We start from the raw sequence: 12687 nt of genomic DNA, 5'->3' as shown, positions 1-12687 counted from the left end.
GGCCGTTGATACGGACAGACGGCGGGCGAGTCCGGCAAATCGTCCGGGGCCTCTCTCTTTTTATGGCTGTCGGCAACTGGATGCCTGGACACGCACAGGACGATAACCGCCTGTTCTCATGCAGGCGGTTTTGCTTTTTGCTGAGCTGTGGCATCAGAAGGGCAGGGACGATGGCCGGAAGCGGCCGGACAGACAGGGGAGGGCATCGATGCCGGAAGGGAATTTTTTCCACTACGATCAGGCGGCTGTGGATCATCTGGCCCGCAAGGACAAAAAACTGGCAGCGGCCATGCAGGCCATCGGCCCGGTGCGCCGGGAGGTCATGCCGGATCTTTTCCAGGCCCTGATGCATGCCATCACGGGCCAGCAGATCAGCATGGCGGCCCAGCGCACGGTCTGGGGACGCTTGTGCGGCCTGCTGGGCGAGGTCACGCCGCAAGCCCTGCTGGCCCAGCCGCAGACGGCCTTGCAGGCGCTGGGGCTTTCCGCGCGCAAGGTGGACTACATGCGCGGCATCGCCCGGCAGGTGGTGGACGGGGAACTGGATCTGCCGGGCATGGCCGCTCTGGAGGACGCCGAAGTCTGCCGCCGTCTTGCCGCCCTGCGCGGCATCGGCGTCTGGACGGCCGAGATGCTGCTGCTTTTTTCCCTGCAGCGGTCCGACATCCTGAGCTATGACGATCTGGCCATCCGGCGCGGCCTGCGCATGCTCTACCGCCACAAAGAGATGCCGCGCGAGCGCTTCGAGCGGTACCGCAGGCGCTTCTCGCCTTATGGTTCGCTGGCCTCGCTCTATCTGTGGGCCATCGCCGGCGGGGCATTGCCGGAGCTGGACGATCCGGCGGAACGCAAAAAGGGGAGATCCCGCCCTGCCGCGAGCCTCAAAAGCACGGTGACGAAAGACTGAGCGGCCCCTTCCCTTTCCATGACAAGCTGCCCGCGCGCATCGCTTCTTTCCCACGTTGGGCGACCGGCCGTGCTCCTGCCAGTCCATGAAGATAGGTGCCATGAAGAGAGCCGCATGGTGGGGCGCATCTTGCCGCGCCTGCCGGTTCTCCGGAACGTTGCACAAAAAAAGGCCCTGCGGTGTGTGTTCCGCAGGGCCTTTGCGTACGAGAAAAAGCCTACTTGAGGGCAGCGGCACCGGCCTTGGCCACGTTGGTGTCTTCGGCCACGCTACCACCGCTGACGCCGATGGCGCCCACGATGACGTTGTCGCGGATCAGCAGCTCACCGCCGCCGAAGATCACCAGACCGCCGTTGGTGGCTTCGATGCCGAACAGTTCCTGACCGGGCTGGGAAGCGGCGCCCAGCGTGGAAGTGGGCATGTTGAAGTAGCGGGCCGTGACGGCCTTCTTGGTGGAGACGTCGATGCTGCCGATGAAGGCGCCGTCCTGACGCACGAAGGCCTTCAGGTTGCCGCCAGCATCCACGATGGCGATATTCATGGGCACGCCCTGGGCTTTGGCCTTGACCAGAGCCGCATCGAGCACCTTCTGGGCTTCGGCCAGGGTCAGGTCGCCGGGGAGCTGGGTCGCGGGGGCCTTGGTCTTGGCCTGGGCCAGACCGGCGCAGAGAACGAGAGCCAGAACGAGAGGAACGATACGCTTCAGCATACAGGACTCCTTTTGCCCGCAAGGGCTGTTTTCTCCTGCTCTAGCACTCCGCCGGGGCATGGGCAAGCGGTAACTCTTTTTTTCATATGATGGTTGGGCAACCAATCATCGCCGCGCCGCAGCTCGTACGTCCGCTCCCTGTCCGCATCAGGGCCAAAACAAAAAAGCCGGCAGCGCATGGCTGCCGGCCTGGTATCGAAACGGAGCGGGAGGATCAGGCCCCAAGCAGATAGGGAGAGATAAAAAAGCGCCAGATCAGGGTGGCCAGCAGCAGGGAGAGCGAGACCCAGAGGAAGCGACGCACGGCTTCGGTACCGACCTTGATGGCCAGACGGCTGCCCAGCCAGTTGCCCGCGATGTTGGCGGCCATCATGGGCAGGCCGACGCTCCAGATGACGGCGCCGTTCCAGATGAAGAGGATCATGGCGCCGAGGTTGGAGGCAAAATTCATGACCTTGGACGTGGCCGAGGCTTCGAGGAGGCTGATGCGCAGGACCCAGTGCAGGGCCAGGATCAGGAAGCTGCCGGTGCCGGGACCGAAAAAGCCGTCATAGATGCCCACGATGAGGAAGCAGAGCGGCGCCAGTATCCAGTAACGGCGACCGGAGGTGAGCGGCGGATTTTTCTGCTCCTTCTTGGGCATGAGGGTGGCCAGCATGGCGAAGGGCAGCAGGAGCACCAGCACCTTGCCCAGCAGGTCGGGCGAGATGTAGAGGGCCAGCTCGGTGCCGATACCTGCCCCTACCAGCGAAAAGCCCACGCCCAGCAGGGCCAGCCGCCAGAGGATGAGGTTGCTGCGGGCGAAGTTGAGCATGGCCACGCCGGTGCCCAGGCAGCAGCCCACCTTGTTGGTGCCCAGGGCCAGCTGGGGCGGCAGGCCGGAAAGCAGCAGGGCGGGGATGGTGATGAGGCCGCCGCCGCCCGCGATGGAATCGATGAAGCCCGCCACGAAGGCGGCGCAGGTACAGAAAAGGATGATAGCCGTGCTGACCATGCTACCATTCCTTGAAGATGACGTAGGCGGCCAGCACGATGAGGGCGAAACCCAGGATGTGGTTCCAGCGCAGGGTCTCGTGCAGGTAGAAGACGGAGAAGAGCGAGAAGACCGTCAGGGAGATGACCTCCTGGATGGTCTTCAGCTCCGCCGCATTGAAGTAGCCGTAACCGATGCGGTTGGCCGGGACCTGCAGCACGTACTCGAAAAAGGCGATGCACCAGCTGATGAAGATGACCATGGGCAGGGCCATGCTCTTGTGCTTCAGGTGACCGTACCAGGCGAAGGTCATGAAGACATTGGAGAGCACCAGCAGGCCGACTGTGGCGACCGGGACGGGGATCTGCATGACAGGCTCCTTGGAGCAGATAAAGAAAAAACGCCCATGTTTCCACAGGCGTTGAAATTTCTGGAGCCCTTGACCAGGATTGAACTGGTGACCTCATCCTTACCAAGGATGCACTCTACCGACTGAGCTACAAGGGCGGTCCTATATGTCCGGGTTTCCCCAAAAAAACGCCCATGTTTCCACAGGCGTCGTGTTGTTTGCTGGAGCCCTTGACCAGGATTGAACTGGTGACCTCATCCTTACCAAGGATGCACTCTACCGACTGAGCTACAAGGGCGTGCTCAACGAAGAAGACTTCTACGGAAAAACTCCCTCGGGGTCAAGCGATTTTTTCATTTTTTGCCGAGAAAAATTTTCAAGCCAATAACATATTGGAATATAATGATTAAATTATAGAGCTTTGAGCGGGCAAGCCGGACATAGGGACTTGCAACGTCCGGCTGGCAGCGCGGGCGGCAGTTTTGGGAAAAAAATCTCGGCGCCTGCGTGACAAGCGATGGCGGCAGAAGGGCGCGGACGTGGCCTCTGGTGACCACACCATCTGCCGTATGCGGCCGGGCGGCATCGGCGCAGGCGGACACACGGGAGCCATGCAGGGAAAGGAGCATACGGAGATCCCGCTGACCACTCATGGCAAGAGGGCTTTTACGCAGGATGAGGGGGGCAGACAGCCTTTGCGTGAACGGCCTTTTCACGGACAGTCAGCGCACTGCCGTGGCAGGGCAAGGTGGAAAGGCCGGGGAAGAAGGAAAGGAGACGCCCACAAAAGAGCGAATCAAGACTGGGGCCCGCAGGTCGCACCTTTCGGGCAGGCCACGGACCCAGATAAAAGTTTTAGGGGGGATGGGGGTGCAGAGGAAAGGGAGACCCTTTTTCAAAAGGGGCCCCTTCCCCTGCCAAAAGAATTCCCTAACGCTGTTCCAGCAGACGCATGATGCCCCGGAAGAGGGCGCGGCGGGCGTGGGGCGGACGCCGGTCGTCTTCCTTGCGGGCTTCGGCCAGCAGTTTTTCCAGCTCCGGGCGTCCCGCGGCTTCGGCATCGGGCCAGGGGAAGGCAGCCAGAAGATCCTCCACGTCCGCCTCGGCAGCGGAGAGCAGCTTTTCGCGCCACTGTTCGGCCAGGTGCAGACGGGCGGCATCGGCCTGCTGGCCGTTCTTGCGGGCCTCGATGGCTTCGGCCAGCGGCCCGGCGTCCACCTCGCGCATGAGGCGGCCTATGAACTGCAGCTGACGGCGCTTGCCTTCACGGTTGCTGATGCGGGCATAGAGGCGCAGGGCCTCCAGAAGATCGGGCGTCAGGGGCAGTCTGTCCAGTTCGTTGACGGGCAGCTTGGTCAGCTCGGCGCCCAGATCCTGCAGGGCCGAGCTCTGGCGCTTTTTGGCCGAGCGGCTGAGCTGTTCGGGGGCTTCCTGCCCGTTGGTCTCCACATCCCACTGATACTGTTTCTTGCGCGGCATCTTAGAGCACCACTCCCAGGATGACGCCCACCAGCACCAGCGGCGAGATGATGCCGTTGAGGGTGAAGAAGACCATGTTCACGCGGCTGAGGTCCTGCGGACGCATCAGATGATGTTCCCAGAACAGGATGGCGGACACACCGGCCCAGAGCACGTACCAGGGCCAGGCCAGACCGGCGGCGATACCGGTCAGGAACAGGAAGATGGACGTGACGGCATGGGAAAAACCGGCAATGGCCAGCGCGGTGTCCGGGCCGTAGACCGAGGGCACGGAGCAAAGGCGGAAGGCCACGTCGAAATCATAGTCCTGGAAGGAATAGTAGATGTCGAAGGCACCCACCCAGAAGGTCACGGCAAAGAAGAGCATGATGGGCCCCATGGCCAGGCCCTCGGGATTCACGGCCAGGGCCCCGGCCAGCGGCGCCAGGCCAAGGGTGGCCCCCAGCCAGAAGTGGCAGACGGCCGAGAAACGCTTGGTCAGACTGTAGACGGCGGCAAAGATCAGGGCAGGCACCGAGAGGATGAGACAGACCGTGTTGATGGCCGCACAGGCCAGCACGAAGATGGCCGCCATGACCAGGGAGAATATCCAGGCCTGGCGCACGCTGATCTCGCCGGTGACCAGATGGCGGTTGGCGGTGCGGGGGTTCTCGCGGTCAAAGGGCAGGTCGAAGATACGGTTGATGCCCATGGCGAAGGAACGCACGCCCACCATGGCGATGGTCAGCAGGACGAGCTTGTCCCACGGCGGCATGCCGCCGGCGGCCATGACCGAACCGGCCCAGGCATAGGGCAGGGCGAAGATGGAGTGCTCGATGCGGATCATGCGGCAGAAGGAGACGAAGCCGCGGACGGAAAAACGTCCGCACAGCGCCCCCGGCCGGCAGGAAGGCAGGGAAAAACGGGGCAGGGTGAATTTGGGCAGTTTCATCAGGGATTAACCTCCACAGTCGGCGGGATCGCCGTGCAACTTGTCCAGCGCATGGGGCAGGGCGGGCAGGACAGCTTCCAGATTCTCCACGACAGCTTTGCGGCTGCCGGGCAGGTTGATGATGATGCTTTGTCCCAGCACGCCGGCCACAGCGCGGGAGATGGCCGCATGGGGCGTCTTGGCCAGGCTGGCCTGCATCATGGCCATGCTGAAGCCGGGCAGGGGATAGTCCAGCACCGCGGACGTGACCTGCGGCGAGATGTCGCGCGGGCCCACGCCCGTACCGCCGCTGGTGCAGATGACGTCATAGCCCTGGTTCAGGGCCAGATCCACCAGCAGGGCGCGCAGCTGCACCGCATCATCGGGCAGCAGGAAGCCCTGGCTGTGGCACAGGGGCAGGGTATCGGCCACCAGGGCGGCCATGGCCGGGCCGCTGGTATCGTCGCGCATGCCCTGGGAGCCCTTGTCCGAAAGGGTCACCCAGGCCAGGGCACGGCCCGTGCGCCGCGTCTCGAGGCTGATCTCGCCCACGGGCAGGTCCACCAGAGCGCGGGTCATCAGGCATTGCAGGGCGTGGCCGCCGTCATCGGCGGGCAGCCAGCAGCGGCCCGTGACGCGCAGCAGTTCCACATCGTTCGCATCATACAGGCCGGTGCCCACAGGGATGAAGGGGCACTGGCGCACCAGCGGGGACGCCAGACGATGGCTGGGCATCCCTGCGACCCGGGCCACGGACAGGGGCATGAGGCCCCCGGCGGAACAGGCTCGCAAGGCAACAGAAAGTTTCATGCATCCTCCACAAACTGCCGGGACGGCAGATAACGGCCGCTATTGTAGCGGCAAGCACAATAAGTTACAAGGACGGCAGCCGTGGCCCGTTCCCGGTGCCCGGCAAGATCAGAAAAGGAGTTTTCATGTCCACCACCCGCAGCCAGGACCAGACGCAGCACCTGCATGTGCTGGGGACCGGCAAGATGCCCGAATTGCAGGGCGGCCCCAGTACGGCGCTGCTGGAATCCTTCCCCAACCGTTACCCCCAGCGTCCCTACGTCATCAGCATCGCCTTCCCCGAGTTCACGTCCCTGTGCCCGGTGACGGGGCAGCCGGACATGGGCACCATCACCGTGGAGTACATCCCGGACCAGCTGTGCGTGGAATCCAAGAGCTTCAAGCTCTACATGTTCGCCTTCCGCAACCATCAGTCCTTCATGGAGACCATCACCAACACGGTGCTGGAAGACCTGTGGACCGTGCTCGAACCCTGCTGGTGCCGCGTCAAGGGCCTGTTCGTGCCCCGTGGCGGTACGCGCATCCATGTCTTTGCCGAGCAGTTCAAGGACATGCCCGAGGAAAAGGACGCCGCCGTCCGGGCCGCTGTCCAGGCCTGGCGTACGGAAAGCGATCCGCACAGACCGTAACGCAGCTCCCTCCGGCAGGGCGCCTTTTCCTGCCGGAGGCTTTTTTCGATGTGCCGCGTGCCCGGTCCCGGTCCCAGCCGGCACCGGGACGTCTTTTTATTAAGGATATGCCCATGAGCCTTTCGCACGGCAATGCTCCCCGTCCTTCAGGCGGTGCCCGTATGGCCCGCACGGCCGGGATGCTGGCGTTGTTCACCCTGCTTTCCCGCCTGCTGGGACTGGTGCGCGACATGGGCATGGCCTGGATGGTGGGCTGCGGGCCGGTGGCCGATGCCCTGGTGGCGGCCCTGCGCCTGCCGCACCTGCTGCGCCGCCTGCTGGGCGAAGGCTCTTTGTCCATGACGCTCACGGCCTGGCTGGTGCGGCACGATGTGGCGCAAGGCCAGGGGGATCCGCTGCCCGCTCTGGCCTCCGGCCTGTTCCGGCGCCTCGTGCTGGTGCTGGGCGGCCTTGTCCTGCTGGGCATGCTGGCAGCGCCGCAATTGCTGGCCTTTCTGGCGCCCGCGCTTTCTCCTGAAGCCTTGGCGGAGGGCAGCAGCCTGCTCCGCCTTTGCCTGCCCTATGTTTTGCTGGCGGGGATGGCGGCCCTGGGCATGGCGGTGTTGCACTGCCGCGAAGTCTTCTGGCTGCCCGCGCTTTCGCCCGTCATCTTCAATGTGGTGGTCATCAGTGCCATGCTGGCGGGCTGGCTGGCGGGAGGCACAGAGGCTGTCCCGGCGGCACTGGCCGCGGGCATGAGCGCCGGGGGCCTGGCCCAGTGGCTGGCCCAATGGGGCTATGCCCGTCATGTATTCCCGGCGACCGCCATGGAGAGTTCGGCCGCCGCGCCCTCCGGCCGTGAGCTGTGGGGCTGCCTGGGGCGCTTGCCCCTGGGCCTGCTGGGGGCCGCCGCGCCGCAGCTGGTGATGCTGGCGGCCATGGGGCTGGCGGTGGGCAGCCAGATCGCGGGCCTGTACTATGCCGAGCGCCTGCTGGAGCTGCCGCTGGGCCTGATCGGTGCCTGCCTCGGCATGGCCAGTTTGCCGCGTTTGAGCCGTCTGGCCGGAGAAAAAGATTTTGCCGCCTTCCGGCGGGACATGGCCCTGGCCTTGCGCTGGGCCACGCTCTTGTCCCTGCCTGCGGCGGCGGGGCTGTGGGCCGTGGGCCCCTGCCTTGTGGACGTCCTGCTGCATCACGGGGAATTCGATGCCACGGGGGTGCGGCAGGTGACCCTGGCCCTTTGGGCGTACCTGCCCTGCCTGCCCGCCTGCGCGGTGAGCCGCTGCCTGCTGGCGGGCTGCAACGCCTTGGGCGATGTGCGCCTGACGGCCTTGTCCTCGCTGCTTGCCGTTGTTTTTACGCTTGCAGGCGGGGCGTGGCTGTTACATAGTATGGCAAGGGACATATATTTTTGTTTGCCGGCTGCGGCGGCCAGTGCGGCCCTGTGGGGACAGACCGTCTGGCTGTGGCGGGGGCTGCGTCGACGTTTGCGGCCTTTGCTGCCCGCGCCGACGCTTCTGGACGGCATGGCCTGTCTGCGGCATGTGCTGGCCGCGGGCGCGGCAGCCGCAGGTGCCCTGATCGTCCTGCGCCTGTGCGGCATGGTCTGCCCGTTGCAGGAGCTGCTGTCCGTCGTGCCGGTCCTGTTGCCCGGGCTGCCCGCCATGGCGGGCCTGGCTCTGTCCATCGGGGCCGGATGTTGTGCCTGGGGGAGCGCCCTCGTTCTGCTTGGGGACGCCGATACGCGTATGCTGGCACATAAGCTGCGCACAAAATTGCAAGGAGATTCCCGCTCGTGAAGCGGTCAGTTCTTATTTTCCTGACCAGATACCGCCGCTGGGTGGCCCTGGCCTGCTGGCTTTTGGCCGTATTGCTCTTTCTGGCGCAGGCAGCGTGGAACATCATGGCTGAACGCGATGCCGCACAGAACCGTCTGCAGAACGAGGCAGGCCGGGTGGCCAGCCGTTTCACCCATCTGCTGGGACTGCACGGGGAACTCACCGCCGTTTCCACGGACGCCCTGGTGACGGGGCTCATGGAGGATCAGCGCCTGTACGCCGTGACGGTGCAGGTGGGGGACAGTCTTTTTTCCGGCCAGCGCCGCAATGAGCACTGGGAGGCCGTGCCCTGGGATGGCGAGATCACGGAGAACACCGTGCAGGGCATGAGCCCGCTGCGCCGGGAAGGGCAGCCCGTAGGCACGGTGGAGGTCTATCTTGCCCGCCGCCTGGTGCAGGAAGGTTCGGACAAGGTCATGCAGCGCGAGACCTGGCGCTTCATCATCAATACGCTGCTGCTCAGCGTCTTTCTGGCGGCGCTGTACTGGCACTGGGGCGATCTGAGGCGCCTGCATTCTTTGGGGCTGCAGCTTTTGCGCAAGCAGGGCGATCCGGAGCCGGAAAAATCCGACGACCGGAAGTGGCGGCCCGTCTCCGGTGAGGATGTCGCCGCCCCTGAGGACGCCCTGCCGGTGGATGCCATCCGCGGCAGGCATTTCCAGCAGGGGAACCCCGCAAGCTGGCATATGACCGCGGCCCTGTTCCGCCAGACCTTTGCCCATGCGCCCATGCTCATGATGCGCCTGTATGCGGAAGATGAGCTGGAAGGGCTGTGCCATCTGGGGCGGATGCTGCTTGCCGCAGCGCCCTGCCTGGGGGCTGTGCGCCTTGAGGACAGCGCCCGCGAGATGCTCGATGCGCTGGAGGATCCCGGCTGTGAGGCGCGTGCGCTGGCCGTGGAGACCTGTGCGGCTGATCTTGAAGAAGTTTTGCAGGCCCTGAGCGGGGCCGCAGTGAAATAAGGAGAGACTATGGGCTTTTTTTCCGCAGTAAAAAAGTTTTTTGGTGGGGGCACCGAGGAAACGAAAGAAACGCAGGCCGCGGCAGTCGAGAAGGAAGCGGCCGCAACGTCTGTTGCCCCGGAGGAGCCTGCCGCTGATACCGGGAGCGCCGTAGCGGAGCCGGAAAGCACGCCGGAACCGGAGAGCGTCCCGGCGACTGAAGAAGTCGTTGCCCCTGCTGAAGACGCATCTGCGGACGAGGCCCCGGAAGACGAGGCCGCCCCCGTTGCCGGGGATGTCGAACAGGTGGCGCCGGAAGCTGAAGCCGTGGTCGCGGATGAGCCCGTGGTGGAAGTGCCCGCCGCTGAAAGCGATGGCCCTGCCGCCGGTGCCGCAGAGGAGGGCGGGAGCGTCGAGGCTGCCGTGACGGTGGCGCCTGCCGACCAGCCTGCGGCGTCCGAAGCTCCGGCAGAAGCCGAGAGCACCGTGGCGGAAGGGGAACCTGTGGCGGAAGCTGAGGTGCCGACGCTTCTGGATGAGCCCTCCGTGGAGGCCGAAAGCGAACCGGTCGCCGAAGCGGAAGAATCCCCGGCTGCTGTGGTGGAAGATGAAATTCCTTCGGTCGAGGAGCCTGTGACGGAAGCGGCTGCCGAGGCTGCGGCGCCGGAAGAAGCTTCCGGTGATGCCGCTGCAGAAGCGGGTGCCCCCGAACAGGATGGCGTCAGTTCGGAAGCGATTGCTCCGGAAGCTGAGGCTGCGGAAGCCGAAGTTGTCGAGATGTGCGAAGAGCCGGCCGGTGCTGATGCGGCTCCTGTGGATGCTGTGGAAGAATCCCCTGCAGAAGAGGAAGAGGCCCCTGCCGAAGCGGAAGCTGTGGCTGTCGAGGCTGAGACCGTTGTGGAGACTGCCCAGGAAGCGGAAGAAGAACCGCTGCCTGAGGACGTGACCGGGGCCGATGCCGCCGAGATGGCTGATGCGGCCGGGGACGATACGACCACTGTGACCCCTGTTGAAGCCGACGAAGCTGCCGCTGAAGAAGCTGACGACGCCGGGACGGATGTCGCGGAAGAGGAAGCTGCCCGCGACGAGGTCCGCGAAGAAGCGGAAGAAAAGCCCGAAGCGGCTGCGCCCCGTCGCAGCTGGTGGCAGCGCATCTTCGGCAGTGATGAAGATACGGCCCGGCCGGAAGCCGCCGCCCCTGCTGGCGAGGCTGAAGAAACGCCTGTTGCGGTGGAGCAGGAGACGGACGAAGACGCCCATTCTGAAGCTGCCGTAGCGGAAGCAGATACGGATGAGCGTGTCGTGGCTGCCGCTGAAAGCACGGAACAGGAACCTCCGGCCGAGGTGGAAGAAGACACGGAGAGCGCTGCTACGCCGGACCAGGACGAGCCCATCGCTGAGGTCGTGGCCGATGCGGCCCTTGCCGCCACTGCCGTTGCCGCGGCGGCTGCCACGGCCGAGCGTCCCACCGCGCCCGCGCTGGAGACCTGCGGTCTCGATCCCGCTCTGGCCCAGTCCATGATCCTGCGTCTGCGCGAGGCCGAACCGCGCCTCTCCGTCTGGCTGGGCATCGTGCTGGAAGGTGTGGAAGAAGCCGGGGACGAACTTTGGAAGCGTCTGCGCTTCCTGCTGCGTTCGCTGGATGCGCCCGCCGCCGAAGTGGACGCCTTCGTGGATGATTTCCGTGGCTGGCTGGAGCGTATGGAATATGTGCAGCTGGACGAATTCCGCTCCGAGTTGCAGTATCGTCTGACCCTGGCCCTGGACATGGAGGACGAGGAAGACGAGCGCAGCCGCCTGTTCCTCAAGATCAGCGAAGGCCTGAGCCGTACCCGCGAGCAGTTCTCCCGCCGTCTGGACAGCCTGTTCAGCAGCCACGGCGAACTCAACGAAAGTTTCTGGGAAGAACTGGAAGAGCTCTTCATCATGGCCGACCTGGGCTACGAACCTTCGCTGGAGCTGGTGGAGCGTCTGCGTGAACGGGCCCGCAAGGAGAACGTGACCCGCGTGGAAGACGTACGCGGCCTGCTCATGGCCGAAGTGGACGAGATCTTCCGTCTGCCGCGTCGCATCAGCGCCGTGAACCCGCCCGAAGTGGTGCTCTTCATCGGCGTCAACGGCGTGGGCAAGACCACCACCATCGCCAAGCTGGCCCATCGTGCCCGCATGCAGGGCAAAAAGGTCATGATCGCCGCGGCCGATACCTTCCGTGCGGCGGCCATCGAGCAGCTGCAGGTCTGGGCCGAACGCGTGGGCGCGCTCTTCCATGCCCGCCCCGCCGGTTCCGATCCGGCCTCCGTGGCCTACGAAGCCATGGATCGCGCCCTGGCCGAAAAGGTGGACATCCTCTTTGTGGATACCGCCGGCCGCCTGCAGACCAAGGTCAACCTTATGGAAGAGCTGACCAAAATCCGTCAGGTGCTGGGCAAGAAGCATGAAGGTGCGCCGCACCGCTGCATCCTGGTCATCGACGCCACCACCGGCCAGAACGCTCTTTCGCAGGCCAAGCTCTTCAAGGAAGCCGCCGGCGTGGACGAGCTCATCCTCACCAAGCTGGACGGTACGGCCAAGGGCGGTGTGGCCATCGCCGTGGCCATGCAGGAAAAGCTGCCCATCACCTATGTGGGCCTGGGCGAAAAGCTCGAAGATTTGCGGCCCTTCAACGGTGCCGACTATGCCCGCGCCCTGCTGGGCGACCTGGATCAGGGCAAATAGCGCTGACTTTAGTATGATGTAGACGAGAGGGGAGGGGGCTTTTCCTGCTGGGGAAAGTCCCCTCCCGCTTTTTTGGGGAAAAAACGCTGTACCGGGCTGTGGATCTCGCCCGCTATCCTGGGCAGCCGTCACATCCCGCTCCCGGATCTTGCGGGAGGAAGGCCTCCAACAATCGAAGCAACAATTTTTCGTCACGCCGTTTGTCTCTTCGGCAGGGGCGTTTGGGGCAGCCCCCGATCCGTGATGCCGCTGGGGATTTTTTCTTTTTTGCTTCATGGAGCCACAGGTCGTGTTTTTTTCGCTTCGGCCTGTGAGAAATTCCCCACTCCGGCGGATGGCAAGATATATTTTATGACATGTCTCCTTTATCCGTGCCTGAGCTCCGCTTTTTTCTTGCCGGAACGGGAAAATCAGCAATAGCGCGAAAAAAAATCCCTCTCGCAGTGAA

At 64.3% G+C, this 12687-nt stretch carries 12 protein-coding genes and 2 tRNA genes; 5 read left to right on the top strand and 9 right to left on the bottom strand.

All coding sequences use genetic code 11. The annotated features are described in order from the left end of the window. The first annotated feature begins 208 nt into the window (after positions 1-208). A complete protein-coding gene (locus tag ACQRAG_RS02345; RefSeq protein WP_239463783.1) occupies positions 209-907 on the top strand; it encodes a DNA-3-methyladenine glycosylase family protein in 699 nt (232 codons plus the stop codon). A gap of 217 nt (positions 908-1124) precedes the next feature. Here ACQRAG_RS02345 and ACQRAG_RS02340 read toward each other — a convergent pair whose 3' ends face one another. From ACQRAG_RS02340 to ACQRAG_RS02300, 9 genes are all read right to left on the bottom strand, one after another. Continuing rightward, complete coding sequence (locus ACQRAG_RS02340) at positions 1125-1616, bottom strand: GlcG/HbpS family heme-binding protein (RefSeq protein WP_204625418.1); 492 nt, start codon at positions 1614-1616, stop codon at positions 1125-1127. 214 nt (positions 1617-1830) lie between these two features. Continuing rightward, entirely contained in the window at positions 1831-2610 is a 780-nt protein-coding gene (locus ACQRAG_RS02335; RefSeq protein ID WP_289616577.1) for a sulfite exporter TauE/SafE family protein, read from the bottom strand. Between the two features lies 1 nt (position 2611). Next, positions 2612-2959: a DMT family protein gene (locus ACQRAG_RS02330; RefSeq protein ID WP_006008375.1), complete on the bottom strand. Its 348-nt coding sequence runs from the start codon at positions 2957-2959 to the stop codon at positions 2612-2614. 61 nt (positions 2960-3020) lie between these two features. After that, a tRNA-Thr gene (locus ACQRAG_RS02325) sits at positions 3021-3096 on the bottom strand. 64 nt (positions 3097-3160) lie between these two features. After that, a tRNA-Thr gene (locus ACQRAG_RS02320) sits at positions 3161-3236 on the bottom strand. 55 nt (positions 3237-3291) lie between these two features. Then, positions 3292-3567, bottom strand: a complete 276-nt coding sequence (locus ACQRAG_RS02315) for a hypothetical protein (RefSeq protein WP_427804032.1) — start codon at positions 3565-3567, stop codon at positions 3292-3294. A 301-nt stretch (positions 3568-3868) separates the two neighbouring features. Beyond that, positions 3869-4417 carry a ribosome biogenesis factor YjgA gene (gene yjgA, locus ACQRAG_RS02310; RefSeq protein ID WP_204673915.1) on the bottom strand — a complete coding sequence of 183 codons (549 nt, stop codon included), beginning with the start codon at positions 4415-4417 and terminating at the stop codon, positions 3869-3871. Between the two features lies 1 nt (position 4418). Continuing rightward, positions 4419-5243, bottom strand: a complete 825-nt coding sequence (locus ACQRAG_RS02305; RefSeq protein ID WP_204625430.1) for a 4-hydroxybenzoate octaprenyltransferase — start codon at positions 5241-5243, stop codon at positions 4419-4421. A gap of 111 nt (positions 5244-5354) precedes the next feature. Then, positions 5355-6137 carry a MogA/MoaB family molybdenum cofactor biosynthesis protein gene (locus tag ACQRAG_RS02300; protein ID WP_168935251.1) on the bottom strand — a complete coding sequence of 261 codons (783 nt, stop codon included), beginning with the start codon at positions 6135-6137 and terminating at the stop codon, positions 5355-5357. A gap of 125 nt (positions 6138-6262) precedes the next feature. On the opposite strand from ACQRAG_RS02300, the gene queF reads away from it, so the two are divergent. From queF to ftsY, 4 genes are all read left to right on the top strand, one after another. Continuing rightward, positions 6263-6766 carry a preQ(1) synthase gene (queF, locus tag ACQRAG_RS02295; protein WP_006008387.1) on the top strand — a complete coding sequence of 168 codons (504 nt, stop codon included), beginning with the start codon at positions 6263-6265 and terminating at the stop codon, positions 6764-6766. Positions 6767-6879: 113 nt separating this feature from the next. After that, on the top strand, positions 6880-8544 hold the full coding sequence (gene murJ / locus ACQRAG_RS02290) for a murein biosynthesis integral membrane protein MurJ (protein WP_427804033.1): 1665 nt from the start codon (positions 6880-6882) through the stop codon (positions 8542-8544). Continuing rightward, a complete protein-coding gene (locus ACQRAG_RS02285) occupies positions 8541-9545 on the top strand; it encodes a hypothetical protein (RefSeq protein WP_304037443.1) in 1005 nt (334 codons plus the stop codon). Before murJ ends, ACQRAG_RS02285 begins: the two co-directional genes overlap by 4 nt. Positions 9546-10676: 1131 nt before the next feature. After that, the gene (gene ftsY / locus ACQRAG_RS02280) at positions 10677-12239 is read left to right on the top strand and encodes a signal recognition particle-docking protein FtsY (protein WP_427804042.1); all 1563 of its coding nucleotides are present in this window, start codon (positions 10677-10679) and stop codon (positions 12237-12239) included. The last annotated feature ends 448 nt before the right edge of the window (positions 12240-12687 follow it).

It is taken from the genome of Desulfovibrio sp. SGI.230 (assembly GCF_050313065.1).
Taxonomy (GTDB): domain Bacteria; phylum Desulfobacterota; class Desulfovibrionia; order Desulfovibrionales; family Desulfovibrionaceae; genus Desulfovibrio.
This window is presented reverse-complemented; position numbering and strand designations above follow the sequence as displayed.